Genomic DNA, 26564 nt, shown 5'->3' on the forward strand with positions numbered 1-26564 from the left:
TTTGAGAATTGTGACTGAGATCGATTGTAACGCCAGTCACAGAAAAGTGTGATTGTTTTAGTGCCGTAACCCAGGACTGTGTCAAACGCGGATGAAAAGCAGCAAAAATTCGCGTTGCAGGAAAACGGCACGCAAAAGAATCCCGGAACGCCCGGTCAGATAAGCGATTCGGCCGTACACGCACAGGCAACCCGAAGTACGACGAGTATAGCTGTTATAAGCACCGTTACTCAGAGCCTGGGCAGCATGAAAAATCCGCATAATCCCGTCGTTGACAGTGTCCTCCACACATTTTATTTATAAATACGGTATTTGCGCCTGCACCGGTTTTTATTTCGCCCTTGTGCCATGGTCGCTCTTTTCATTCCCTGACACGAGGTTGTAATGACAAATATTGTTGTCTCCAAGTTTGGTGGTACAAGCGTAGCCGATTTTGATGCCATGAACCGTAGCGCCGACGTGGTGCTTTCCGATACCAGCGTCCGTTTAGTGGTTCTTTCTGCCTCTGCCGGGATTACCAACCTGCTGGTAGCGCTGGCTGAAGGTCTGGAGCCGACAGAACGTTTCGAAAAACTCGACGCTATCCGCAAAATTCAGTTCGATATTCTGGAACGTTTACGTTACCCCAACGTGATCCGCGAAGAGATCGAACGCCTGCTGGAAAACATCACCACGCTGGCAGAAGCCGCGTCGCTGGCGACCTCCACGGCACTTACCGACGAACTGGTCAGCCACGGTGAACTGATGTCCACTCTGCTGTTTGTGGAGATCCTGCGCGAGCGCAATGTCCAGGCGCAGTGGTTTGACGTGCGTAAAGTGATGCGCACCAACGATCGTTTTGGTCGTGCGGAACCGGATATCGCGGCGCTATCAGAACTGTCGGCACAACAACTGGCTCCACGACTCAATGAAGGATTAGTGATTACCCAGGGCTTTATCGGTAGCGAAAGCAAAGGTCGCACCACGACGCTGGGCCGTGGCGGCAGCGATTACACCGCCGCACTGCTTGCCGAAGCGCTGCATGCAACGCGCGTTGATATCTGGACGGACGTTCCGGGCATTTACACCACCGATCCACGCGTCGTCCCTTCCGCGCAGCGCATTGATGAAATTGCCTTTGAAGAGGCGGCGGAAATGGCCACCTTCGGCGCGAAAGTGTTGCACCCGGCGACCCTGCTGCCCGCCGTTCGCAGTGACATTCCGGTATTTGTTGGCTCGAGCAAAGATCCAAAAGCAGGCGGGACGTTGGTGTGCAACCAGACGCAAAATCCGCCATTGTTCCGCGCGCTGGCGCTGCGTCGTAAACAAACCCTGGTAACGTTGCATAGCCTGAATATGCTGCACTCCCGTGGCTTCCTCGCCGAAGTATTCGGCATTCTGGCGCGCCACAATATCTCGGTCGATCTGATAACCACCTCTGAAGTGAGCGTCGCGTTAACGCTGGACACCACCGGTTCCACCTCAACAGGCGATACGCTGCTGACACAGTCACTGCTGATGGAACTGTCTGCACTGTGTCGGGTAGAAGTCGAGGAAGGTCTCGCCCTGGTGGCGCTGATTGGCAACGATTTGTCAAAAGCCTGCGGCGTGGGTAAAGAGGTCTTCGGCGTACTGGAGCCGTTTAATATCCGTATGATTTGCTATGGCGCTTCCAGCCATAACCTCTGTTTCCTGGTGCCAGGCACTGAGGCCGAGCAAGTGGTGCAGAAACTGCATCATAATTTGTTTGAATAAAATTCGAACACACGATAAATAATAACAATAGCCGGGCTCGAACCCGGCTTTTTTATAACAAGCAAACACAACATTATCGCAAGGAATATAACATGCTCGCTGTACTGACCCGGCTGTTCCCGTTATGGGCGCTGCTACTCTCTGTTATTGCCTACAACACGCCAACCACCTTTACCGCCATCGGCCCGTGGGTCGCCACGCTACTGATGCTGATTATGTTCGGCATGGGTGTGCACCTGAAAATTGACGATTTCAAACGCGTGCTCTCGCGCCCCGCGCCGGTTGCCGCAGGGATATTCCTGCACTATCTGGTCATGCCGCTCGCCGCCTGGGTGCTGGCGCTGTTGTTTAAGATGCCGCCGGAACTCTCCGCCGGGATGGTGTTAGTGGGCAGTGTCGCCAGCGGTACGGCGTCCAACGTCATGATTTACCTTGCGAAAGGCGATGTCGCTCTGTCGGTGACTATCTCTTCCGTTTCCACGCTGGTCGGTGTCATTGCCACTCCGCTACTCACGCGGTTGTATGTCGACGCGCATATTCAGGTGGATGTGATGGGTATGCTGCTCAGCATTCTGCAAATCGTGGTGATCCCGATTGGCCTCGGACTTATCGTGCACCATCTGTTCCCACGCGTCGTGAAAGCAGTGGAACCGTACCTGCCCGCCTTTTCGATGGCCTGCATTCTGGCGATCATTAGCGCAGTGGTTGCCGGTTCTGCCTCGCATATTGCGTCAGTCGGTTTTGTGGTGATTATCGCCGTTATCCTGCATAACACCATCGGCCTGCTTGGCGGTTACTGGGGCGGGAAATTATTTGGCTTTGACGAGTCCACCTGCCGTACGCTGGCCATTGAAGTCGGGATGCAAAACTCCGGCCTCGCGGCGGCGCTGGGCAAAATCTACTTCGGCCCACTCGCAGCGCTGCCTGGCGCGCTGTTCTCCGTCTGGCATAACCTTTCCGGTTCGCTGCTGGCGGGGTACTGGTCAGGAAAGCCGATTGATGAGAAGTCGCGTGATGTGGTGAACGAAAGATAAGTTTTGGCCCGGCAAGGTTGCCGGGCTGGCTAGCCTATCTGGAGTGTTACTGGCTTTCCCAGCTTAACCAGCATCATTACCAGCGCATCCAGCGTAAATTTGCTGGTTTTCTGATTCACCACATCCGAAACCCTCGGCCGTGAAATGTTTAACTTCATGGCGACCTCGGCCTGTTTTAGCTGATGCTCGCCAATCCAGCTCGAAATCTCCTGCATAAGCTGTTTTTTCAGGCGAATAAGTTGCTCTACCTCACGCTCAGCATCCTGCTGAAGCATTTGCGCTGCGGGTTCAGCAAAACCCAGTTCAGTAAAAATATTGGTCTCCGGCGATGTGATATGCCGAATTTTACTGTCAATTACGTTGCTCATTGATGCCCCCTGCATTGACGCATTACTGCCTGATAACGCACTTTTGCAATATGTTTGTCATGCTCAGAAGTGCGCTGTGTTTTCTTACAGAAAGAGTGCAGGACATACAAGTCGGCGCCAATCCGGGCACAATAAATGATCCGGTAACTCCCCGCAGTATGTCGTAGCCTGATCTCTTCAACGCCCCGTCCTAGTTCTGGCATGGATTTCCAATCCATTGCTTCCAGACCAGCCTGTAAGCGGTACAACTGATACCCCGCATCTTTACGTACCGCTTCAGGAAAGCGGCATAAATCCTCCAGTGCACTGCCAACCCAGGCAATGGACTTTAACAATGGCCTTTTAGAAAGCATATCACGTCCTTGTATAAAATTTTATACATACATAGCTGAAATTATGCTGAGAGAAGCGCCTTCGCAACATTACCGATACGCTAGTGAAAGGGGGATGATTCGTCACGTCAGGAATAAATAATTTGCGAGGGTCTTTCAGGATTAGTTTCTTTTGTGCAAATTACCGTACACTGGGCTATCTGGCTGACTGAGGGCACACCTATGGCACTCCCCCGCATTACCCAAAAAGAGATGACTGAACGCGAACAGCGTGAACTGAAAACGCTGCTGGACCGCGCCCGTATTGCACACGGTCGTCCGTTGACTAACGCGGAGACCAACAGCGTGAAAAAGGAATACATCGACAAACTGATGGCGCTGCGGGAAGCAGAAGCAAAAAAAGCCCGCCAGTTGAAGAAAAAGCAGGCTTATAAACCGGATGCCGAGGCATCTTTTTCCTGGTCGGCCAATACGCCAACGCGCGGTAAACGCTAACTAGCGCCCTTTCTTCTTACGTCCCGGTGCCGTAAAACGTTTACCGTTTGACGCCGGGCGTGCTTTCTCGTTGGTTTTTTCCATCTTCACGACCGGACGTTTGATGCCCGCCGTTTTCGGCTTCGCTTTCGCTTTTGGCTTCGCCTCAGAAGAAGAACCCTCGATAAGCTTGAAGAGGTCAATCAGTTCATCATCGGTTAAATCACGCCATTCACCCAGCGGAATACCGCTTAAGCTGACGTTCATGATCCGCGTACGCTCCAGCTTTTTGACTTCGTAGCCAAAATGCTCGCACATCCGGCGGATCTGGCGATTCAGCCCCTGCACCAGCGTGATACGGAACACAAACGGGGCTTCTTTTTTCACTTTGCACTTCTTGGTGACCGTGCCGAGAATCGGCACCCCTGCCGCCATCCCACTGACAAACTCATCCGTCACCGGTTTATCCACCGTGACCAGATACTCTTTTTCGTGATCGTTACCGGCGCGCAGGATTTTATTGACCAGATCGCCGTGGTTGGTGAGGAAGATCAGCCCCTGCGAGTCTTTGTCCAGACGACCAATCGGGAACACGCGTTTGCTATGGTTAACAAAGTCGACGATGTTGTCACGTTCGCCATCTTCCGTGGTGCTGACAATACCTACCGGTTTGTTCAGGGCGATAAGCACCAGATCTTCTGCTTCGCGCGGCTCAATCAACTGACCGTTAACTTTTACAACGTCGCCAGGTTTTACCTGATCGCCAATAGTGGCGCGTTTACCGTTCAGGAAAACGTTGCCTTGTTCGATATAACGATCGGCCTCGCGACGGGAGCAAATTCCACTTTCGCTGATGTATTTATTTAATCGGATGGATGAGTCGGGCAGCATAAATTCTCCTGTAAAAGCGAAATATACCTCACCTTGCGGGCGATAAAAAATAATCGTGGCGCCACACATTCACAATAAATGTGAACTGTTGCGCTTTTCAGGCGTGGGGGTTATTCGTAAGTGAGTCGGAAACCTGACGGCGCGATGCGTATCAGGTTTCCGGTTTTATCAATAATCATCCCGCTCGTCGTCTTCATCCGTCTGCTCCAGCACGTTATAGGCGACGGAACAGAACAGTGAATTGAGACGCTGCATATCCCCCAGCAGACCCAGGTGCAGTGAGCTGGTTTCAATGCTTTGCACGTTCTGCTGATGCAGACGGTCAACGTGAGCATGAGAGTAACGGCGATTGAGGATACGAAAACGATGTTTACTCCGGCGCAGACGACGCGCGGTCGTCACATCTCCTGAGAAGAAGACCGACATCGCCAGTCGCAGGTTATTGAGCAACTGGTCGTACAGTGCATCCAGTTCCTTCAGTCCTTCCACGGAGAAGGCCCGGCGCGCCGCCAGTGATTTGTCGGCAATCTCGCTCCCCATCCGTTCGACGATATCGGAGGCCTGCTCCAGGTTAAGTGACATTTCGATGATTTCTGCCCAGCGGCGAGACTCTTCTTCCGCCAGCTCTTCTTTTGGCATCCGCGCCAGATAGAGCTTGATCGCGGTGTACAGCACGTTGATATCATCCGCCATCCTGCGAAGCTCTTTCTCTTCGCGTGGCTCACCGTGCATCACGCGCTTAAGCCCTTCCATCATCTGCTCCATCGCATCGCCAATACGCAGCGCTTCACGCGCGGCATTGGCCAGTGCGAGGGTCGGTGTGTCCAGGGCGCTCACGTCCAGATGTTTCGGTTTCAGGTGGGCATCCAGCTCTGGTTCGTCACGAATAATACGCTTACAAAATCGCGCCATCGACTCGGCAAAGGGCACCATGGCCAGACAACGCACCAGGTTGTAAAAGACGTGGAAGTAGATAACCAGTTCAGATTTTGGCAGCGGCAGTGCATCCATCGCGTTCGCCAGCATGTGAACAAACGGCAGAATCAGCAGACTCCCCACCAGCTTGAACAACAAACTGCCGAGCGCCACGCGACGCGCCGCCGCGTTGGCCGCGCTGTTGTTGAGCATCGCCAGCAAGCCGGAACCGAGGTTGGCTCCAATCACCAGACAGAGCCCCACCGGGAACGAAATAATCCCCGCCGCCGTCAGGGTTGCCGTCAGCAGCACCGCCGCCAGGCTGGAATAACTGATAATGGCGAACAGCGCGCCAATCAGCGCATCCAGCATAATATCACCGGTCAACGAGGCGAATATCACCTGCACCCCGTTGGCCTGCGTGATCGGCGTCACCGCCTGCACAATCAATTCCAGTGCCAGCAGAATCAGACCCAGGCCAATCCCTACCCTTCCCAGTTGCCCGACCCGGGACTGTTTACGCCCCAAAAAGAAGATAACGCCAATGAAAATCAGCAACGGCGACAGCCAGGACAAATCGAAGGTCAGGATACGCGCCATCAGCGCGGTCCCCACATCAGCGCCTAATACAATCACCAACGCAGGCGTCAGGGCGACAAGATCCTGGGCGACAAATGAGGTGACCAGCATGGTTGTGGCGTTACTGCTTTGTACCAGTGCAGTCACGCCAATCCCCGCGCAGAAGGCGAGCGGTTTCTTTTCAACGCTACGGCTGAGAACAGTGCGCAGACGCGCGCCAAAAACACGCATCACGCCGGTACGCACAATGTGAGTGCCCCACACCAACAGAGCAACAGCTGAAAGCAGGTGTAACAGAGTTAACACGGAATCAGGTTCTCCTTATATTTATATGTTCCTGAGGTTCATGAATGACCGTAGGCCTGATAAAACGCGTCAGCGTTGCCATCAGGCATCATACCCATGCCGGATGGCGCTACGCTTATCCGCCCTACGATGATCCCGAACCTTCTTCCAGTATAAGGGTTTAAACGAAAGAAAGAGACAGGGCGCTCGATGAGCCTCCCGGTTGTTGGAGGGAAAAGTGATCTCTCTCAAGCCTCCCTGCTATTGCAGGCAATGCTTACAGAAACGTTTAAGAGTCACTGCGCTCGGCATACTTTTTACATAACCATACTGTTGCCACCTTACAGCATTCGGAGAAAACAAAGAGTGCTATACCAACATAAGGTGGATATCCATTAATAAAATGCATTGCAATAGGAATAATAGATACGGAACACGTTAATGAAGTCATCCGTAAAAATTCCTGACACCACAAAAACCTGTAAGACACGTCTTTATTGAACAAAAAGAAATAACAAGAAAAAATCAATGTAATATACAATACAACATTAAAAACAAATATAGCACTAATGATAAACGAATCCACACCAACAACATCTAAAGATGAAAATACATTCAAAAAATTAACCAAGTCAGTGTAGAGCGGAATTTTACCATAAACAAGGGAAAACGCTATGTAACTTATTACAGATACAGCATCCATACATCCCCAGAAAATAAAAATATTATTTTTTAAATTCATAATCTTCATTGCTTATTCCAGGTATCCATTGCCATGATTTTCCATCTTGCGTCCAGGCATCATCACTTTCAAGATAATGTTGGTTTGTTTCTCTTTTTTCACCATAACGTCGAATAACAGAGCGTTTGTAAATAATTAATCGGTTATCTTCATCAATACTATCCGGTAATGGAGACCACTCTTGTATTTTATCTCGGGAAGTATGCATAAAATCCTTACCCTCTGACATAAATAGGCGCCCTTCATCCCCCATCGAAGTGGCCCTGTTGACGAGCATCACACCTAAGTTGCTCAAGGCATGGTAGTCATCATTCACTGTTCTCCAAAAACCGGGTCCAAATTCTTTCGTAATAGGAATATAATCACTTCGCGTAGGTAATGGCTTACCATATGAAAACACACTTGACTTAAATACTTTTAGAATGAAACTGACCGATTGATAGCTCAGTGAATTATCATTCACACAAAAAAGTTCACCCCCTTCAGCGATAAAAAAAGGATATTTAACCCCATTTCTTCCCGAGTCAAAATGGTCAACAACGACCAGATAACCTTTTTCGATACCGTCATTTATAACCTGTTCCGCATCCCTGCTTCGCAGGGAATTAGAAAAAGGTGGTTTTATCCCATAAATCCTTTTTAACTGATAGCCATTAAAAGAACCCAAGGTTGACTTCTCCAGGTAAAAATGTCTTTTAATTTCCGACCTGGAAAAATAAGTCGCAAGAATGCATTCAAATTCTTTCGGTCTGATACGCCCTTTACGCAAATCATAAACATCCATGATATTTATTCCTTTTATATTTCATACGCCACTAAATCAGCAAAAACTAGTGAAATATAAAATAAACTCCACTGGATTACTTAAAAGTGACGCCAATCACCGAACTACAAACCTCTCATTAAAAATGAATAATATAATGAATAAAGAGGGCAGTTTATCTGCCCTCTTTTATGAATTAATCTGCGTCATAACCCAGATTCGGCGCTAACCAGCGCTCGACCTCGGCAACCGGCATACCTTTGCGCAGCGCATAGTCCTCTACCTGATCGCGTTGAATCTGCGCGACGGCATAGTACTTGCTGTCCGGATGGCTGAAGTACCAACCCGACACCGACGCCCCCGGCCACATGGCGAAAGATTCGGTGAGCTTCATGCCGGTGTGTTTTTCCACCTCCAGCAGTTCCCAGATGGTGCCTTTTTCCGTGTGTTCAGGACAGGCCGGATAGCCCGGGGCCGGGCGGATACCCTGGTAGTTTTCGCGGATCAGCTCCTCATTGCTAAGGTTCTCGTGCGCCGCATAACCCCAGTAGACTTTACGCACGCGCTCATGCAGATATTCCGCGAAGGCCTCTGCCAGACGATCGGCAATCGCTTTCACCATAATCTTGTTATAGTCGTCGTGCTGGGCTTCAAATGCATCGGCCAGCGCGTCTTCTTCCAGCCCGCCGGTGACGGCAAAAGCACCGATGTAATCCGCTTTACCACTCAGTTTCGGCGCCACAAAGTCAGACAAGCAGTAGTTGGCGAAACCCACTTTCTCGGTTTGCTGGCGGAGATGGTGGCTGACCGCCTGCACATGAGTACGCGTTTCGTCACGATAGATTTCGATGTCATCACCAACGCGGTTCGCCGGGAACAACCCCACCACGCCTCGCGGGTTAAGGGATTTCTCCGTACTTAACATATCGAGCAACTCGTTGGCATCTTTAAACAGGCGCTGCGCTTCTTCGCCCACGACCTCATCTTCCAGGATGCGCGGATATTTACCGGCCAGCGACCAGGTCATAAAGAACGGTGTCCAGTCGATGTAATTGCGCAGGGTTTCAATACTGGCTTCGACTTCCTGTACACCCAGACGATGCGCCACCGGCGGTGTGTAGCTTGCCCAGTCGAACGCCAGATCGTTGTCACGCGCTGCCGCCAGCGTAACCGGCGGCGTGCGCGGTTTCTTGCGCCCGTGCTGGATACGCACCGTTTCGTACTCTTTACGGGTACGGGCGACAAAGTCATCGCGCTGCGTGTCGGAGAGTAAGGCCGCCACCACGCCAACGGTGCGCGAGGCGTTTTGCACATACACCGTCGGGCCGCTGTAGTTCTGCTCGATTTTCACCGCCGTGTGCGCTTTCGAGGTGGTCGCGCCGCCAATCAGCAGCGGAATGGTGAAGCCCTGACGCTCCATCTCCTTCGCCACGTTAACCATCTCATCGAGCGACGGGGTAATCAGCCCGGAAAGGCCTATCAAATCCGCATTCACTTCTCTGGCGGTTCTGAGGATTTTCTCCGCCGGAACCATCACGCCCAAATCAACAATCTCGTAGTTGTTGCACTGTAACACCACGCCGACGATGTTTTTGCCGATGTCGTGTACGTCGCCTTTGACGGTGGCGATGACCATTTTACCGTTGCTGGAGCCTTTCTCTTTGCTGGCCTCAATATACGGTTCAAGGTAAGCCACCGCTTGCTTCATCACGCGGGCGGATTTCACCACCTGTGGCAGGAACATTTTTCCTTCGCCGAACAGGTCACCGACCACGTTCATGCCATCCATCAGCGGGCCTTCAATGACTTCAATCGGGCGTGCAGCCTGCTGGCGCGCTTCTTCGGTATCCAGTTCAATGAACTCGGTGATCCCTTTCACCAGGGAATATTCGAGGCGTTTTTTTACGTCCCAGCTACGCCATTCGGCCTGCTGAGCGTTAGCAGAATCATCCGTTTTGCTGCCGCGGTATTTTTCCGCCAGCTCCAGCAGACGTTCGGTGCCGTCGTCACGACGGTTGAGGATCACATCTTCCACCGCGTCGCGCAGATCGGCAGGCAGATCGTCGTAAATCGCCAGCTGTCCGGCGTTGACGATCCCCATATCCATGCCGTTACGAATGGCGTAGTAGAGGAACACGGCGTGGATCGCCTCGCGTACCGGGTCGTTACCGCGGAACGAGAACGAGACGTTAGAGACGCCGCCGGAGATCAACGCATGCGGCAACTCGCGTTTAATGTCTTCGCAGGCGCCGATGAAATCCTGCGCGTAGTTGTTGTGCTCTTCGATGCCGGTCGCCACCGCGAAGATGTTCGGGTCAAAGATGATATCTTCTGGCGGAAAACCGACCTCTTCGGTGAGGATTTTGTACGCCCGACGGCAGATCTCGATTTTGCGCGCGCGGGTATCGGCCTGACCCTGTTCATCAAAGGCCATCACTACCACCGCCGCCCCGTAACGACGCAGCAACTTCGCGTGATGGGTAAAGGTTTCTACCCCCTCTTTCATCGAGATGGAGTTAACGATGCCTTTGCCCTGAATGCACTTCAGCCCTTTTTCGATGACATCCCATTTCGAGGAGTCGATCATGATCGGCACGCGAGCGATGTCCGGCTCACCGGCGATCAGGCTGAGGAAACGCACCATCGCCGCTTCGGCGTCGAGCATTCCCTCATCCATGTTGATGTCGATAATCTGCGCACCGCTTTCAACCTGCTGCAACGCCACTTCCAGCGCTTCGCTGTATTTCTCTTCTTTAATCAGGCGTTTGAATTTGGCGGAACCGGTCACGTTGGTACGCTCGCCCACGTTGACAAACAGGCTGTCCGCGCCGATGTTCAGCGGCTCCAGACCGGCAAGACGGCAGGCCACCGGAATTTTCGGAAGCTGGCGCGGCGGCAATCCTGCAACCGCACGGCTCATCGCCGCAATATGTTCCGGCGTGGTACCGCAGCAGCCGCCGACGATATTCAGGAAGCCCGATTCCGCCCATTCGCGAACCTGAGCCGCCATGGTGTCGGCATCAAGGTCATATTCGCCGAAGGCGTTTGGCAGCCCGGCGTTCGGGTGCGCGGTGACGTAGCATTCGGCGATACGCGACAACTCCTGCACATACTGGCGCAGTTCATCCGGCCCCAGCGCGCAGTTGAGGCCAAAAGTGAGCGCTTCGGCGTGGCGCAGAGAGTTGTAGAACGCCTCCGTCGTTTGGCCGGAGAGCGTGCGCCCGGAAGCGTCGGTGATGGTGCCGGAAATCATAATCGGCAGTTCAACGCCCAGCGCTTCAAACTCCTCTTTCACCGCAAAAATAGCGGCTTTGGCGTTGAGCGTATCGAACACGGTTTCAATCAGAATCAAGTCCGCACCGCCTTCCACCAGCGCGTTGGTGGATTCACGGTAAGCCGCCACCAGTTGATCAAAGGTGATATTACGGAATGCCGGATCGTTCACGTCGGGTGAAATGGACGCCGTGCGGTTGGTTGGGCCGAGAACGCCCGCCACATAGCGCGGTTTTTCCGGCGTGCGCGCCGTCCACTCGTCAGCGCAGGTACGCGCCAGTTTTGCCGCAGCCAAGTTGATTTCCGCTGACAGGGATTCCATTTGGTAATCCGCCATCGCGATAGTCGTGGAGTTGAAGGTATTGGTTTCGATGATATCCGCGCCCGCTTCAAAGTAGGCGTTATGAATCGCGGTGATCACCTCCGGTTTACTCAGCACCAGCAGGTCATTATTACCTTTGAGATCGCACGGCCAGTCGGCAAAGCGTTCGCCGCGGAAATCCTCTTCACTCAGACGATAGCCCTGGATCATCGTGCCCATGCCACCATCCAGTACCAGAATTCGTTCTTTTAACTGTTGTTTTAGCTGCTTTTCGATAGTGCTCACTTCTTTACTCCATGCGGCTGACGGCGTGCGTGATGTTGGATTTACCCCTGATTCTTATTGTCGACAGAGGTTTTTTTCATCCTACCACACCTACCAGGCAAGTTTTACGCGCATTCATATTGAGAAATTTTCAGGTAGCCAGGATATATAACACTTATTCTTGTTTTCTTTTTCCAATGACTGAATTAGATTTATTTTATTTTTAACAAACAAGGATTAACAATTCATGGAAGATATATCTGAAAATTCTTTATATGATGACCATTACGGGATTCACTATACGTTCACCTCACCTATGGAAAACGGTGATTTCTTTTCACTCATTCCTGATAAATACGTCCCACACTATTACTCACCAATCATAGATGAAGAAACTGGATTGTGTATCGGTTATCTAAATAAAGATATGTCAGACCTTTATGACGTTTATGACTACAACGGTCATTATGTTATGAGGATGGAACTGCCGTTAGAACATCCATGGTTAGATCCTTTAGATTTTGTTTTCATCGGTGCGGTGGTCTACAAAGCATTTCGATTTGGCCTTTTCTCATTTAAAGCACTAACTCAGCGCGGATTGTTTATTGAATTTGAGTCCCTGTTAGGTGAAGCAGTGATGAATATTCTTCGAGGAAGGATGAAGATAGGCCTTTCTCCTGAAGCATTAAAATTCACACCAAAAACAGCGGAACACATGAGAGAACCAGGTAGATATGTTCCCGTTTATATTCAAGAAAAAGCCATTCGTTTTGGAAGAAGAATGCCAGACTTACTCCGGAAATCGGATCTTAAAACGGCTCGTTATGAGATAGGTATTCGTCGTTCAAGGTACAATAAATATTTAGAAAGCTATGAGAATAAAGATTATACTCTGGAAGTTATTGTCAATGAGAGAACCTGGACCATTACTCATTTTGCCTATAAGGGGTAGAGACATGATTAACATTTACTCTGAATATGCTGAACTTACCATCACACCACTCACAATGATCAGTGATGAGTCTTATAATGGATATTACAGCAAAAGCCTGGATATGTACGTCGAGTTCAAATCAAAAGGCATAAATCTGGTCGCCAAATGGGATTGCTATATCGGAGAACTGGAAGATTTTTATTCTCAGCTAATAGAACTAAGGGATAATAATATTGAGAATGAGGTCACATTTTGCCCTATGGAGGGAATGATAACCCTGATTGTGGGTAAAAACCTGAAATACCATGAAAGCTACTATTTAAAATTCAAACTCTCAACCGAGGTTCGTTCTGACATTTTTGTTGAAGGCATCATCGGGATGGATCAAACCTATATTCATGGAATTATTCAGGGAGTTTATGAGTTGATCCACTTCTGACCCTTCTATGGCGTCTTTGTGTACCGATCACTCAACTCATCGGAGCAGTGCTTTTCCTTTGTCCATGGCATAATAAAAAGGAAATTATTTCCACCATGCGGAATTTTTTTCTGCCTCGTCTGTGAACATAAGGACTCGCTGACCTATGAGCACTAACCCTCCCGCAAAACGCGGAAGAAAACCCGCTGCTGCCACGACCCCCGCGACCGGACAAGTTCAGTCTCTCACCCGTGGCCTGAAGCTGCTGGAATGGATTGCTGAGTCTAACGGCAGCGTAGCGCTAACCGAACTGGCGCAACAGGCAGGTTTACCGAATTCAACGACTCACCGTTTGTTGACCACCATGCAGCAACAGGGATTTGTGCGCCAGGTCGGTGAACTGGGCCACTGGGCAGTCGGCGCGCATGCATTTACTGTTGGCAGCAGTTTTTTGCAAAGTCGGAATCTGCTGGCGATTGTCCATCCTATCCTGCGCAAGTTGATGGAAGACTCCGGCGAAACAGTCAATCTGGCGGTACTTGACCAGAGTGACCATCAGGCGATTATCATCGACCAGGTACAATGTACCCAACTGATGCGCATGTCTGCGCCTATCGGCGGCAAACTGCCGATGCACGCATCCGGTGCGGGTAAAGCATTCTTATCGCAGTTGAGCGAAGAACAAGTCACCAGCCTACTGCACCGTAAAGGGTTGCACGCGTATACTCATGCCACGCTGGTGTCGCCCGTGCATCTTAAAGATGACCTTGCCCAGACGCGTAAACGCGGTTATTCGTTTGATGATGAAGAACATGCGCTGGGTTTGCGCTGTGTGGCTTCGTGCATTTATGACGAGCATCGCGAGCCGTTTGCCGCGATTTCCATCTCCGGGCCGATTTCGCGCATCACCGATGACCGGGTGACTGAGTTCGGTGCCATGGCAATTAAGGCTGCGAAAGAGGTGACGCTGGCGTACGGCGGATTCCGCTAAGCCGGGTTTACGCCGCCATCCGTCGATGAAATGCCTGATGGCGCTACGCTTATCAGGCCTACCGATGACTTATCCGGCCTGATTATAGCGCACGCTAAACCGCTGACGGCGGCGATAAGCGTAAACATCTTCCACATGCCCCTCACGAATTCGCGTCTGTAATGCACGCCAGTAGTCGGCGCGAAACAGGTCGGCGTGCATTTCTTCAAACAGCGGCCCAATTCTGGGGTCTGCGCAAAGCCAGTGACGAAATTCCTCCGGAAAAACATCGCCCGGCGAAACGCTGTACCACGGTTCGCTGGCCAGCTCATCTTCCGGATAACGCGGCGGCGGAATAGTGCGGAAATTCACTTCCGTCATGTAGCAAATTTCATCGTAGTCATAGAACACGACGCGCCCGTGGCGGGTGACGCCGAAGTTTTTGAACAACATGTCGCCGGGGAAAATATTGGCGGCGGCAAGCTGGCGAATCGCGTTACCGTACTCCTCAATCGCGTCACGCAGTTGCTGGCCTTCCACCTGTTCCAGCCAGATATTGAGTGGCACCATACGCCGTTCAATGTACAAATGGCTGATGACAATGCGATCGCCAAGATCGGTGATTTTCTCTGGCACCTCCTGCATGAATAGCGCCATTAATGCCGGATCAATTTGCCGCTTCTCGAGGACAAAATTCTCAAACTCCTGGGTGTCCGCCATACGCCCCACGCGGTCATGCTCTTTAACCAGTTGATAGCAGGCGCGCACGTGGGCGGCAGACATCTCTTTTTGCGGAGCAAATTTGTCTTTGATGATTTTAAAGACCCGGTCAAAGCCCGGCAGGGTAAACACCAGCATGACCATGCCGCGTATGCCTGGCGCTTCAATAAACGGCTCATCGCACTCTGCCAGATACCACAGGTATTCACGGTAGCTTTCGGTTTTCGCATGTTTCTGGCAGCCGATCGCCATGTACAGCTCCGCGGTCGTTTTGCCCGGCAGGATCTCCCGCAGCCATTCAACCAGCGCGGCAGGCAGCGGCGCATACACCATAAAATAGGAGCGGGCAAAACCAAATACGATGCTGGCTTCCGCCGTGGTGGTCAGGCAGGTATCGACAAACAGCTCGCCTTCATCAGTGCGGTGAATCGGCAGTAAAAAGGGCAGCGTGCCTGTCGGGGTCATCAGCTTCCCCACTAACCAGGCGGCTTTGTTGCGGTAGAACAACTCATTCGCCACCTGCAGATGACAATGGTGCAGGCCTTCCGCACCGCAGGCCTCTGTCAGATGCTCAATGATGTAGTGAATATCACGGCTTTTGTTCTGCCAGGGTAAGCGAAGCGGAAGATCGCTCAGCACGCGCGTTAATAGCGGTTCCCAACCATTCACAGGAAAAAAATCCTTTGCCAGCGGCCGAGGAATCGTGCGGAAACGGCGTTCCGGCTGAGAACTAAAAATAAATAACCGCTCGGGGGTCAGCGAGCGGTGGTCAAATAACCGGCAATAGACAGAGTTAAAAAAGCTCTCCGCAATTTCGAAGCGCGGGTAATCCGGCAACAGCCGGGTGTAATGTTCTTTGACGCACAGCAAAAACGCCGCATCGGTGGTTTTGCCGCCAGTGATACAGCGTAGCTGTTCCACGACCAGACCCACATGGTGATCGTAAAGGTGGATACGGCTTTTCATTGCCTGCTGCACGGCATGCCAGTCGGCCTGTTCAAAGCGCTGTTGAGCGCCGGACGTCACTTCCAGAAATCGACCATACTGCGCGTCAAAGCCTTGCAGGATAGTTTGAGCAATCAGTAATTCCAGGCCACGCGACATATTCAACCTCGTTCAGTGCACGGTGTTGCCGGATGGCGGTGCAAGCACCTTATCCGGCCTACAGGGTGTCGTAGGCCGGATAAGCAACTGCGCCATCCGGCTTGCGCTACATCAGAACTGAGATTCTTCAGTAGACCCCGTCAGTGCGGTGACCGAAGAGGCGCCTCCCTGAATAATGGTGGTGACTTTGTCGAAGTAACCGGTTCCCACTTCTTGTTGGTGTGAGACGAAGGTATATCCGTCTTTACCTGCGGCGAATTCCGGCTGCTGCACCTTCTCGACGTAGTGCTTCATGCCCTCGCCCTGCGCATAAGAACGCGCGAGGTCGAACATGTTGAACCACATGCTGTGGATGCCTGCCAGCGTGATGAACTGGTATTTGTAGCCCATATCCGACAACTGCTGCTGGAAGCTGGCAATCGTTTTGTCGTCCAGCTTCTTCTGCCAGTTAAACGACGGAGAACAGTTGTAGGCCAGCAGTTTGCCCGGATACTTCGCATGAATGGCATCGGCAAAACGTTTAGCCAGCTCGAGGTCCGGCGTGGAGGTTTCGCACCACACCAGATCCGCATACGGTGCATAAGCCAGGCCACGGCTGATTGCCTGTTCGATACCGGCGTGCGTGCGATAGAAACCTTCACTGGTGCGCTCGCCGGTGATGAATTCGCTGTCATAGGGATCGCAGTCTGAGGTGATAAGGTCTGCCGCGTCCGCATCGGTACGGGCAATCACCAGAGTCGGTACGCCCATCACGTCGGCCGCCAGACGCGCAGCCACCAGTTTTTGAATCGCTTCCTGCGTCGGCACCAGAACCTTACCGCCCATGTGGCCACATTTCTTCACTGACGCCAGCTGATCTTCGAAGTGAACAGCCGCTGCACCGGCCTCAATCATCGATTTCATCAGTTCAAATGCGTTCAGCACGCCGCCAAACCCGGCTTCTGCATCGGCGACGATCGGCAGGAAGTAATCCACATAACGAGGATCGTTGGGTTCAATACCGGTAGACCACTGGATCTGATCCGCACGACGGAAAGTGTTGTTGATCCGATCCACCACGGCCGGGACGGAGTTCGCCGGGTACAGTGATTGATCCGGGTACATGCTCGACGCCAGGTTAGCATCCGCCGCCACCTGCCAACCAGACAGATAAACTGCTTCAATACCGGCTTTCGCCTGCTGCAACGCCTGACCACCGGTCAGCGCGCCGAGACTATTGATGTAGCCTTTTTTTGATTCGCCGTGCAGCAGTCGCCACATTTTGGCGGCACCCAACTGTGCCAGCGTGCATTCCGGGTTGACCGAACCGCGTAATTTCACCACGTCCTCCGCGCTATAAGGGCGACGAATCCCTTCCCAGCGCGGCTGTGTCCATTCTTTCTGTAATTCTTCGATTTGTTGAGTACGGGTTTTCATGTGCAGATGCTCCATATTATTTTCCTGGCTTCCCAGGCGTTATTGGTGAAAGCTGTTTGGTCACGGGCAGTTTGCATACTGCCCTGATTCAAAATGGCCCGGGCATTTACGCCAGCAGGCGATAGCCTGGCAGGGTCAGGAAGTCGATTAAGTCATCAGACGTCGTGATTTGCTCCATCAGACGGGCGGCCTCATCGAAACGCCCGCTGCTGAAGCGGTGCTCGCCGAGTTCCTCCTGAATCACCAGCATCTCTTCTGCCAGCATCTGGCGGAACAACGCCCTGGTAACGGCTTTGCCGTTGCTGAGGGTTTTCTCATGATGGATCCACTGCCAGATAGAAGTACGGGAGATTTCCGCCGTCGCGGCATCTTCCATCAGGCCGTAAATCGGTACGCAACCGTTGCCGGAGATCCACGCTTCGATGTACTGCACCGCCACGCGAATATTGGCGCGCATCCCCTCTTCAGTACGCTCACCTTCACAGGGTGCCAGCAGTTGTTCGGCGGTAATCGGCGCATCGTCGTCACGCGTGACGAACAGTTGGTTTTTATGTTCACCGAGGATTTCATCAAACACTGCCATCGCAGTATCCGCGAGCCCCGGATGAGCAACCCAGGTGCCGTCGTGACCATTATTGGCTTCCAGCGATTTGTCCGCTTTTACCTTATTGAGCACCTGGTTATTGCGTGTGGTGTCTTTGCTCGGAATGAACGCCGCCATGCCGCCCATCGCAAATGCGCCGCGCTTGTGACAGGTTTTGATCAGCAGACGCGAGTAAGCGCTGAGGAACGGTTTGTCCATCGTCACCACCTGGCGGTCTGGCAGAACACGATCCGGATGATTCTTCAACGTTTTGATATAGCTGAAAATATAATCCCAGCGGCCGCAGTTGAGACCGACAATATGGTCACGCAGCGCATGCAGGATTTCGTCCATCTGGAACACTGCCGGCAACGTTTCAATCAGTAACGTCGCTTTGATGGTGCCCCGCGCCAGGTTAAAACGATCTTCAGCGTAGCTGAACACTTCGCTCCACCACGCCGCTTCTTGCCAGGCCTGGGTTTTCGGCAGGTAGAAATAGGGGCCGCTGCCTTTTGCCAGCAACGCTTTGTAGTTGTGGAAGAAATAGAGGGCAAAATCAAACAGGCTGCCCGGGATCGCTTCACCACGCCAGGTGACATGTTTTTCCGGCAAATGCAGGCCGCGCACGCGGCAAATCAGTAAGGCTGGATCGGGTTTGAGCTGGTAGATTTTTCCGGCTTCATTGGTGTAGCTAATGGTGCCATTGACTGCGTCGCGCAGGTTAATTTGCCCATCAATGACTTTATTCCAGTCCGGCGCCAGAGAATCCTCAAAATCCGCCATGAAGACCTTCACGTTAGCATTCAGGGCGTTAATCACCATTTTGCGCTCTACAGGGCCGGTAATTTCTACGCGCCGATCTTGTAAGTCCTCGGGAATCCCACGAATTTTCCAGTTACCATCACGAATGGAAGCCGTTTCCGAAATAAAATCAGGCAACTTACCATTATCGATATCCTGCTGTTGCTGGATGCGTGCGGCCAGCAGTTTATTGCGCTTCGGCGTAAACCGCGTTACCAGTTCGGTCAGAAACTCCACCGCTTCTGCGGTCAAAACGTGCTTCTCTTGCTCACCATATGGCCGGGTAAACAGCAGTTCATCAGTTGTCGTTGCCTGTTGATTCATTGTGCAGCTCCTCGTCATGGATCCAAATACATCCCCCAATGCGAACGAAGGATCGTTGTGTGGTTTTCGTTCAGCACAACTAAGACTACTCAATTAAAAATCAAAATCAAAAACAATTTCCATTTTTAATTTAATTTATAATTAACCTATTGATAACAATAAAAATAAAATTTAATTACACGATGAGCTGCATTTCGGAAATAAAAAAGGCACCCGAAGGTGCCTGATTCAACATGCTGAAACGCTTTAGGATCGTTAGCGACAGAAGATTAATCCAGTGTTGGATTCATGTGACGCAGATCATATGGCGTGATCTGATAGACGTAATAGTTGAGCCAGTTGATGAACAACAAATTGCCATGGCTACGCCATGTTGCACGTGGTCTGTTTTGCGGATCGTTTTTTGGGAAATAGTTGTACGGTACATCCGGGTTTAATCCCGCTTCAACATCCCGAAAGTATTCACTGCCGAGCGTATTCGCATCATATTCCGGATGACCCGTCACAAAGGCAATGCGCTTATCTTTACTGGCAAACAGGTAAGCATCACCGTCCTCTGTTTCAGCCAGGATCTCAAGATCGGTATAATCGCGGATCAGCACCGCCGGGAAATCGGCATAGCGTGAGTGCGGGGCGAGGAACGAATCATCGAATCCGCGAGTCAGTAAAGCGTGAGGATGAAGAATATGGTGCTCATAAACGCCAGAAAGTTTATCTGTGCGCGTTTGCTTTGGGATCCCGTAGAGGATATTCAGCGCGGCCTGAACCGCCCAACACACAAACAACGTCGAGGTGACGTGATCCTTCGCCCATTCCAGTACCTGCTTGATCTGCGGCCAATAAGCGACATCATTAAATTCAACCAGACCCAGCGGCGCGCCGGTCACAATCAGGCCATCAAAGTTCTGATCGCGGATATCGTCAAAGTCACAGTAAAAGTTATTCAGATGTTCCGCTGGCGTATTACGCGACTCTCGAGCATCAATGCGCAGTAATTGAACATCCACCTGAAGCGGTGAGTTCGACAACAGACGCAGGAACTGGTTTTCCGTTTCAATCTTCTTTGGCATCAGGTTGAGAATAAGCACCTTCAGAGGGCGAATTTCCTGACCGGAAGCGCGAGACGTCGTCATTACAAAGACGTTTTCCTCACGCAAGAAATTGACGGCGGGCAGCTCGTCCTGTACGCGAATCGGCATAACCTGATAACCTCACTACACACGTTTAAACGTTTAGACATCCAGATAGCTGAAGATAACCAGGAATTGCGCGGATGTCGAGCCTGTATGCTAAAGGTGAGAAAGTTTCACGACGGTATCTACGATAAAATATAAGCATAAATAAAAGGAGAAGATATGGTTATTAGCATTCGCCGGTCGCGGCGTGATGAAGGCGAGAAATTGATTGCCATCTGGTGCCGTTCAGTCGATGCCACCCATGATTTCCTGTCAGCGAACTATCGCATTGAGCTGGAAGAGCGGGTCAGTTCGTTTTTACCAGAAGCACCCTTATGGCTGGCCGTGACAGAACGGGATGAACCTGTAGGGTTTATGCTGCTCACCGGTGAGCATATGGATGCATTATTCGTCGATCCTGATGTTCGCGGCTGTGGTGTGGGGAAATGGCTGGTCGAGTATGCGCTGACGCTGGCGCCCAGGTTAACGACTAACGTTAATGAGCAAAATGAACAAGCTGTTGGATTCTATAAGAAAATGGGATTTACAGTGACGGGGCGTTCAGAGGTTGATGATCTTGGAAAACCGTATCCGTTATTGAATCTGGCGTATACCGGAGCATAAGCGGTTTTGTACGGTTTTTATTGCCGGATAACTTTATCCAGCAATTTAGGAGTATAAGCCAAGGTAGGATCGACTCATCTGGATACCGGATCTGATCTGAGAAACACTGCGACAATCAGCATTTCCGCAAACCGCAGACGCAAAAAGGCCATCCTTTCGGATGGCCTCTTGCTTTATTTGATGCCTGGCAGTTGTATGACGGGCTTTCCTGCCCGTCATCCTTCGGGCCGTTGCTGCGCAACGTTCAAAATCGTTCCCGACTCCATAGTACTCGTATCATCCTGATACTCGCCCCTGCGGGGCCGCCGTCAACGGCGTTCAAAATCGTTCCCGACGATTTTGTCCTGCTCTCACCGTAGTGAACCGTCTGGCTACAGGTAAAGCAAAAAGGCCATCCTTTCGGATGGCCTCTTGCTTTATTTGATGCCTGGCAGTTCCCTACTCTCGCATGGGGAGACCCCACACTACCATCGGCGCTACGGCGTTTCACTTCTGAGTTCGGCATGGGGTCAGGTGGGACCACCGCGCTACAGCCGCCAGGCAAATTCTGTTTATTAACACGCATCTCTGCGCGTTAATTTAATCTGTATCAAGCTGATATTGATGTCTTTCTTTCACCAAAACACCTTTGGCGTTGTAAGGTTAAGCCTCACGGTTCATTAGTACTGGTTAGCTCAATGTATCGCTACACTTACACACCCAGCCTATCAACGTCGTAGTCTTCAACGTTCCTTCAGGAGACTTATAGTCTCAGGGAGAACTCATCTCGGGGCAAGTTTCGTGCTTAGATGCTTTCAGCACTTATCTCTTCCGCATTTAGCTACCGGGCAATGCCATTGGCATGACAACCCGAACACCAGTGATGCGTCCACTCCGGTCCTCTCGTACTAGGAGCAGCCCCCCTCAATTCTCCAGCGCCCACGGCAGATAGGGACCGAACTGTCTCACGACGTTCTAAACCCAGCTCGCGTACCACTTTAAATGGCGAACAGCCATACCCTTGGGACCTACTTCAGCCCCAGGATGTGATGAGCCGACATCGAGGTGCCAAACACCGCCGTCGATATGAACTCTTGGGCGGTATCAGCCTGTTATCCCCGGAGTACCTTTTATCCGTTGAGCGATGGCCCTTCCATTCAGAACCACCGGATCACTAAGACCTGCTTTCGCACCTGCTCGAGCCGTCACTCTCGCAGTCAAGCTAGCTTATGCCTTTGCACTAACCTCCTGATGTCCGACCAGGATTAGCTAACCTTCGTGCTCCTCCGTTACTCTTTAGGAGGAGACCGCCCCAGTCAAACTACCCACCAGACACTGTCCGCAACCCGGATCACGGGTCTACGTTAGAACACCAGCCATTAAAGGGTGGTATTTCAAGGTTGGCTCCATGCAGACTGGCGTCCACACTTCAAAGCCTCCCACCTATCCTACACATCAAGGACCAGTGTTCAGTGTCAAGCTATAGTAAAGGTTCACGGGGTCTTTCCGTCTTGCCGCGGGTACACTGCATCTTCACAGCGAGTTCAATTTCACTGAGTCTCGGGTGGAGACAGCCTGGCCATCATTACGCCATTCGTGCAGGTCGGAACTTACCCGACAAGGAATTTCGCTACCTTAGGACCGTTATAGTTACGGCCGCCGTTTACCGGGGCTTCGATCAAGAGCTTCTCCCTAAGGATAACCCCATCAATTAACCTTCCGGCACCGGGCAGGCGTCACACCGTATACGTCCACTTTCGTGTTTGCACAGTGCTGTGTTTTTAATAAACAGTTGCAGCCAGCTGGTATCTTCGACTGATTTCAGCTCCACGAGCAAGTCGCTTCACCTACATATCAGCGTGCCTTCTCCCGAAGTTACGGCACCATTTTGCCTAGTTCCTTCACCCGAGTTCTCTCAAGCGCCTTGGTATTCTCTACCTGACCACCTGTGTCGGTTTGGGGTACGATTTTGTGTTACCTGATGCTTAGAGGCTTTTCCTGGAAGCAGGGCATTTGTTACTTCAGCACCGTAGTGCCTCGTCATCACACCTCAGCGTTAATAAGCGTCCGGATTTACCTAAACGCTCCGCCTACATGCTTAAACCGGGACAACCGTCGCCCGGCCAACATAGCCTTCTCCGTCCCCCCTTCGCAGTAACACCAAGTACAGGAATATTAACCTGTTTCCCATCGACTACGCCTTTCGGCCTCGCCTTAGGGGTCGACTCACCCTGCCCCGATTAACGTTGGACAGGAACCCTTGGTCTTCCGGCGTGCGGGCTTTTCACCCGCATTATCGTTACTTATGTCAGCATTCGCACTTCTGATACCTCCAGCAACCCTCACAGGCCACCTTCAACGGCTTACAGAACGCTCCCCTACCCAACAACACATAGTGTCGCTGCCGCAGCTTCGGTGCACAGTTTAGCCCCGTTACATCTTCCGCGCAGGCCGACTCGACCAGTGAGCTATTACGCTTTCTTTAAATGATGGCTGCTTCTAAGCCAACATCCTGGCTGTCTGTGCCTTCCCACATCGTTTCCCACTTAACTGTGACTTTGGGACCTTAGCTGGCGGTCTGGGTTGTTTCCCTCTTCACGACGGACGTTAGCACCCGCCGTGTGTCTCCCGTGATAACATTCTTCGGTATTCGCAGTTTGCATCGGGTTGGTAAGTCGGGATGACCCCCTAGCCGAAACAGTGCTCTACCCCCGAAGATGAGTTCACGAGGCGCTACCTAAATAGCTTTCGGGGAGAACCAGCTATCTCCCGGTTTGATTGGCCTTTCACCCCCAGCCACAAGTCATCCGCTAATTTTTCAACATTAGTCGGTTCGGTCCTCCAGTTAGTGTTACCCAACCTTCAACCTGCCCATGGCTAGATCACCGGGTTTCGGGTCTATACCCTGCAACTTAACGCCCAGTTAAGACTCGGTTTCCCTTCGGCTCCCCTATTCGGTTAACCTTGCTACAGAATATAAGTCGCTGACCCATTATACAAAAGGTACGCAGTCACCCCATAAAGAGGCTCCCACTGCTTGTACGTACACGGTTTCAGGTTCTTTTTCACTCCCCTCGCCGGGGTTCTTTTCGCCTTTCCCTCACGGTACTGGTTCACTATCGGTCAGTCAGGAGTATTTAGCCTTGGAGGATGGTCCCCCCATATTCAGACAGGATACCACGTGTCCCGCCCTACTCTTCGAGTTCACAACACATGCGATTTTGTGTACGGGGCTATCACCCTGTATCGCCGGACTTTCCAGACCGTTCCACTACCACACATGCTGATTCAGACTCTGGGCTGCTCCCCGTTCGCTCGCCGCTACTGGGGGAATCTCGGTTGATTTCTTTTCCTCGGGGTACTTAGATGTTTCAGTTCCCCCGGTTCGCTTCATTACGCTATGTATTCACGTAATGATAGTGTGACGAATCACACTGGGTTTCCCCATTCGGAAATCGCCGGTTATAACGGTTCATATCACCTTACCGACGCTTATCGCAGATTAGCACGTCCTTCATCGCCTCTGACTGCCAGGGCATCCACCGTGTACGCTTAGTCGCTTAACCTCACAACCCGAAGGTGTTTCGTAAAACACATCGTGTTGCGAAAATTTGAGAGACTCGAACACACCGCTTGCCTGTTCTTATTACGGAGAACAGACACAGTGTGTCGTTTCAATTTTCAGCTTGATCCAGATTTTTAAAGAGCAAATATCTCAAACATGACTCGTAAGTCAGTTTTGAGATATTACGGCAGGTGACTTTCACTCACGAACCAGCAAGTGGCGTCCCCTAGGGGATTCGAACCCCTGTTACCGCCGTGAAAGGGCGGTGTCCTGGGCCTCTAGACGAAGGGGACACTGAAGTCTCAATCGCAAGACGCCTTGCTATTTACTTTTCATCAGACAATCTGTGTGAGCACTACAAAGGCAGGTTCTTTAAGGTAAGGAGGTGATCCAACCGCAGGTTCCCCTACGGTTACCTTGTTACGACTTCACCCCAGTCATGAATCACAAAGTGGTAAGCGCCCTCCCGAAGGTTAAGCTACCTACTTCTTTTGCAACCCACTCCCATGGTGTGACGGGCGGTGTGTACAAGGCCCGGGAACGTATTCACCGTGGCATTCTGATCCACGATTACTAGCGATTCCGACTTCACGGAGTCGAGTTGCAGACTCCGATCCGGACTACGACATACTTTATGAGGTCCGCTTGCTCTCGCGAGGTCGCTTCTCTTTGTATATGCCATTGTAGCACGTGTGTAGCCCTACTCGTAAGGGCCATGATGACTTGACGTCATCCCCACCTTCCTCCAGTTTATCACTGGCAGTCTCCTTTGAGTTCCCGGCCGAACCGCTGGCAACAAAGGATAAGGGTTGCGCTCGTTGCGGGACTTAACCCAACATTTCACAACACGAGCTGACGACAGCCATGCAGCACCTGTCTCACGGTTCCCGAAGGCACTAAAGCATCTCTGCTAAATTCCGTGGATGTCAAGAGTAGGTAAGGTTCTTCGCGTTGCATCGAATTAAACCACATGCTCCACCGCTTGTGCGGGCCCCCGTCAATTCATTTGAGTTTTAACCTTGCGGCCGTACTCCCCAGGCGGTCGACTTAACGCGTTAGCTCCGGAAGCCACTCCTCAAGGGAACAACCTCCAAGTCGACATCGTTTACGGCGTGGACTACCAGGGTATCTAATCCTGTTTGCTCCCCACGCTTTCGCACCTGAGCGTCAGTCTTTGTCCAGGGGGCCGCCTTCGCCACCGGTATTCCTCCAGATCTCTACGCATTTCACCGCTACACCTGGAATTCTACCCCCCTCTACAAGACTCTAGCCTGCCAGTTTCGGATGCAGTTCCCAGGTTGAGCCCGGGGATTTCACATCCGACTTGACAGACCGCCTGCGTGCGCTTTACGCCCAGTAATTCCGATTAACGCTTGCACCCTCCGTATTACCGCGGCTGCTGGCACGGAGTTAGCCGGTGCTTCTTCTGCGAGTAACGTCAATCAACACGGTTATTAACCGTATCGCCTTCCTCCTCGCTGAAAGTACTTTACAACCCGAAGGCCTTCTTCATACACGCGGCATGGCTGCATCAGGCTTGCGCCCATTGTGCAATATTCCCCACTGCTGCCTCCCGTAGGAGTCTGGACCGTGTCTCAGTTCCAGTGTGGCTGGTCATCCTCTCAGACCAGCTAGGGATCGTCGCCTAGGTGAGCCGTTACCCCACCTACTAGCTAATCCCATCTGGGCACATCCGATGGCAAGAGGCCCGAAGGTCCCCCTCTTTGGTCTTGCGACGTTATGCGGTATTAGCTACCGTTTCCAGTAGTTATCCCCCTCCATCGGGCAGTTTCCCAGACATTACTCACCCGTCCGCCACTCGTCACCCAAGGAGCAAGCTCCTCTGTGCTACCGTTCGACTTGCATGTGTTAGGCCTGCCGCCAGCGTTCAATCTGAGCCATGATCAAACTCTTCAATTTAAGTTTGATGCTCGTGAATTAAACTTCGTAATGAATTACGTATGTTCACTCTTGA

Annotated in this window: 17 protein-coding genes, 1 tRNA gene and 3 rRNA genes; 7 read left to right on the plus strand and 14 right to left on the minus strand. The window is 51.7% G+C overall.

Annotated features, from left to right (window positions below; genetic code table 11):
* Nucleotides 1-384 precede the first annotated feature (384 nt).
* Both lysC and panS read left to right on the plus strand, forming a co-directional pair.
* The gene (lysC, locus tag ACO7SM_RS20330; protein WP_490468999.1) at nucleotides 385-1734 is read left to right on the plus strand and encodes a lysine-sensitive aspartokinase 3; all 1350 of its coding nucleotides are present in this window, start codon (nucleotides 385-387) and stop codon (nucleotides 1732-1734) included.
* Nucleotides 1735-1826: 92 nt separating this feature from the next.
* A complete protein-coding gene (gene panS, locus ACO7SM_RS20335) occupies nucleotides 1827-2768 on the plus strand; it encodes a ketopantoate/pantoate/pantothenate transporter PanS (protein WP_490469000.1) in 942 nt (313 codons plus the stop codon).
* A gap of 29 nt (nucleotides 2769-2797) precedes the next feature.
* Here panS and ACO7SM_RS20340 read toward each other — a convergent pair whose 3' ends face one another.
* The gene (locus tag ACO7SM_RS20340) at nucleotides 2798-3136 is read right to left on the minus strand and encodes a helix-turn-helix domain-containing protein (RefSeq protein WP_490469001.1); all 339 of its coding nucleotides are present in this window, start codon (nucleotides 3134-3136) and stop codon (nucleotides 2798-2800) included.
* A complete protein-coding gene (locus ACO7SM_RS20345) occupies nucleotides 3133-3489 on the minus strand; it encodes a type II toxin-antitoxin system RelE/ParE family toxin (protein ID WP_490469002.1) in 357 nt (118 codons plus the stop codon). The genes ACO7SM_RS20340 and ACO7SM_RS20345 overlap by 4 nt, the downstream gene beginning before the upstream one ends.
* A gap of 201 nt (nucleotides 3490-3690) precedes the next feature.
* Here ACO7SM_RS20345 and ACO7SM_RS20350 point away from each other — a divergent pair, with 201 nt between their 5' ends.
* Nucleotides 3691-3963: a YjbD family protein gene (locus ACO7SM_RS20350; protein ID WP_192613803.1), complete on the plus strand. Its 273-nt coding sequence runs from the start codon at nucleotides 3691-3693 to the stop codon at nucleotides 3961-3963.
* Here the strand turns inward: ACO7SM_RS20350 and rluF are convergent, their stop codons facing one another.
* The 4 genes from rluF to metH all read right to left on the minus strand — a co-directional run bounded on the left by rluF (nucleotide 3964) and on the right by metH (nucleotide 11997).
* Entirely contained in the window at nucleotides 3964-4833 is an 870-nt protein-coding gene (gene rluF, locus ACO7SM_RS20355; protein ID WP_192613804.1) for a 23S rRNA pseudouridine(2604) synthase RluF, read from the minus strand.
* A 168-nt stretch (nucleotides 4834-5001) separates the two neighbouring features.
* Entirely contained in the window at nucleotides 5002-6633 is a 1632-nt protein-coding gene (locus ACO7SM_RS20360) for a Na/Pi cotransporter family protein (protein WP_490469003.1), read from the minus strand.
* Between the two features lie 704 nt (nucleotides 6634-7337).
* Entirely contained in the window at nucleotides 7338-8138 is an 801-nt protein-coding gene (locus ACO7SM_RS20365; protein ID WP_490469004.1) for a DUF8093 domain-containing protein, read from the minus strand.
* 175 nt (nucleotides 8139-8313) lie between these two features.
* Nucleotides 8314-11997: a methionine synthase gene (metH, locus tag ACO7SM_RS20370; RefSeq protein ID WP_490469005.1), complete on the minus strand. Its 3684-nt coding sequence runs from the start codon at nucleotides 11995-11997 to the stop codon at nucleotides 8314-8316.
* Nucleotides 11998-12223: 226 nt separating this feature from the next.
* Between metH and ACO7SM_RS20375 the strand changes: the two genes are divergently transcribed.
* From ACO7SM_RS20375 to iclR, 3 genes are all read left to right on the plus strand, one after another.
* Nucleotides 12224-12928, plus strand: a complete 705-nt coding sequence (locus ACO7SM_RS20375; RefSeq protein WP_490469006.1) for a hypothetical protein — start codon at nucleotides 12224-12226, stop codon at nucleotides 12926-12928.
* Between the two features lie 4 nt (nucleotides 12929-12932).
* Complete coding sequence (locus tag ACO7SM_RS20380; protein WP_490469007.1) at nucleotides 12933-13349, plus strand: hypothetical protein; 417 nt, start codon at nucleotides 12933-12935, stop codon at nucleotides 13347-13349.
* A 145-nt stretch (nucleotides 13350-13494) separates the two neighbouring features.
* On the plus strand, nucleotides 13495-14319 hold the full coding sequence (gene iclR / locus ACO7SM_RS20385) for a glyoxylate bypass operon transcriptional repressor IclR (RefSeq protein WP_490469008.1): 825 nt from the start codon (nucleotides 13495-13497) through the stop codon (nucleotides 14317-14319).
* 69 nt (nucleotides 14320-14388) lie between these two features.
* Here iclR and aceK read toward each other — a convergent pair whose 3' ends face one another.
* The 4 genes from aceK to metA all read right to left on the minus strand — a co-directional run bounded on the left by aceK (nucleotide 14389) and on the right by metA (nucleotide 20445).
* Nucleotides 14389-16122: a bifunctional isocitrate dehydrogenase kinase/phosphatase gene (aceK, locus tag ACO7SM_RS20390; protein WP_490469009.1), complete on the minus strand. Its 1734-nt coding sequence runs from the start codon at nucleotides 16120-16122 to the stop codon at nucleotides 14389-14391.
* A gap of 111 nt (nucleotides 16123-16233) precedes the next feature.
* Nucleotides 16234-17538, minus strand: coding sequence for an isocitrate lyase (gene aceA / locus ACO7SM_RS20395; RefSeq protein WP_490469010.1), 1305 nt, complete (start codon nucleotides 17536-17538; stop codon nucleotides 16234-16236).
* Nucleotides 17539-17644: 106 nt separating this feature from the next.
* Nucleotides 17645-19246, minus strand: coding sequence for a malate synthase A (gene aceB, locus ACO7SM_RS20400; protein WP_490469011.1), 1602 nt, complete (start codon nucleotides 19244-19246; stop codon nucleotides 17645-17647).
* 269 nt (nucleotides 19247-19515) lie between these two features.
* On the minus strand, nucleotides 19516-20445 hold the full coding sequence (gene metA, locus ACO7SM_RS20405) for a homoserine O-succinyltransferase MetA (RefSeq protein WP_490469012.1): 930 nt from the start codon (nucleotides 20443-20445) through the stop codon (nucleotides 19516-19518).
* 156 nt (nucleotides 20446-20601) lie between these two features.
* On the opposite strand from metA, the gene ACO7SM_RS20410 reads away from it, so the two are divergent.
* Nucleotides 20602-21045: an acetyltransferase gene (locus ACO7SM_RS20410; RefSeq protein ID WP_490469013.1), complete on the plus strand. Its 444-nt coding sequence runs from the start codon at nucleotides 20602-20604 to the stop codon at nucleotides 21043-21045.
* Between the two features lie 425 nt (nucleotides 21046-21470).
* On the opposite strand, the gene rrf is transcribed toward ACO7SM_RS20410, so the two are convergent.
* The 4 genes from rrf to ACO7SM_RS20430 form a co-directional block, all read right to left on the minus strand.
* A 5S ribosomal RNA gene (gene rrf / locus ACO7SM_RS20415) occupies nucleotides 21471-21586 on the minus strand.
* Between the two features lie 97 nt (nucleotides 21587-21683).
* Nucleotides 21684-24590, minus strand: a 23S ribosomal RNA gene (locus tag ACO7SM_RS20420).
* Between the two features lie 216 nt (nucleotides 24591-24806).
* Nucleotides 24807-24882 (minus strand) — tRNA-Glu (locus ACO7SM_RS20425).
* A gap of 85 nt (nucleotides 24883-24967) precedes the next feature.
* Nucleotides 24968-26509, minus strand: a 16S ribosomal RNA gene (locus ACO7SM_RS20430).
* The 16S, 23S and 5S rRNA genes sit together here with 1 tRNA gene alongside, the layout of an rRNA operon.
* Nucleotides 26510-26564: the final 55 nt, after the last annotated feature.

Source organism: Citrobacter sp. LJND-P06, assembly GCF_058188415.1.

Bases quoted from the DNA above. Each gene is read 5' to 3' on its own strand.
- lysC (WP_490468999.1), top strand. From the start codon at position 385: ATGACAAATATTGTTGTCTCCAAGTTTGGTGGTACAAGCGTAGCCGAT.
- panS (WP_490469000.1), top strand. From the start codon at position 1,827: ATGCTCGCTGTACTGACCCGGCTGTTCCCGTTATGGGCGCTGCTACTC.
- ACO7SM_RS20340 (WP_490469001.1), bottom strand. From the start codon at position 3,136: ATGAGCAACGTAATTGACAGTAAAATTCGGCATATCACATCGCCGGAG.
- ACO7SM_RS20345 (WP_490469002.1), bottom strand. From the start codon at position 3,489: ATGCTTTCTAAAAGGCCATTGTTAAAGTCCATTGCCTGGGTTGGCAGT.
- ACO7SM_RS20350 (WP_192613803.1), top strand. From the start codon at position 3,691: ATGGCACTCCCCCGCATTACCCAAAAAGAGATGACTGAACGCGAACAG.
- rluF (WP_192613804.1), bottom strand. From the start codon at position 4,833: ATGCTGCCCGACTCATCCATCCGATTAAATAAATACATCAGCGAAAGT.
- ACO7SM_RS20365 (WP_490469004.1), bottom strand. From the start codon at position 8,138: ATGGATGTTTATGATTTGCGTAAAGGGCGTATCAGACCGAAAGAATTT.
- ACO7SM_RS20375 (WP_490469006.1), top strand. From the start codon at position 12,224: ATGGAAGATATATCTGAAAATTCTTTATATGATGACCATTACGGGATT.
- ACO7SM_RS20380 (WP_490469007.1), top strand. From the start codon at position 12,933: ATGATTAACATTTACTCTGAATATGCTGAACTTACCATCACACCACTC.
- iclR (WP_490469008.1), top strand. From the start codon at position 13,495: ATGAGCACTAACCCTCCCGCAAAACGCGGAAGAAAACCCGCTGCTGCC.
- aceK (WP_490469009.1), bottom strand. From the start codon at position 16,122: ATGTCGCGTGGCCTGGAATTACTGATTGCTCAAACTATCCTGCAAGGC.
- aceA (WP_490469010.1), bottom strand. From the start codon at position 17,538: ATGAAAACCCGTACTCAACAAATCGAAGAATTACAGAAAGAATGGACA.
- aceB (WP_490469011.1), bottom strand. From the start codon at position 19,246: ATGAATCAACAGGCAACGACAACTGATGAACTGCTGTTTACCCGGCCA.
- metA (WP_490469012.1), bottom strand. From the start codon at position 20,445: ATGCCGATTCGCGTACAGGACGAGCTGCCCGCCGTCAATTTCTTGCGT.
- ACO7SM_RS20410 (WP_490469013.1), top strand. From the start codon at position 20,602: ATGGTTATTAGCATTCGCCGGTCGCGGCGTGATGAAGGCGAGAAATTG.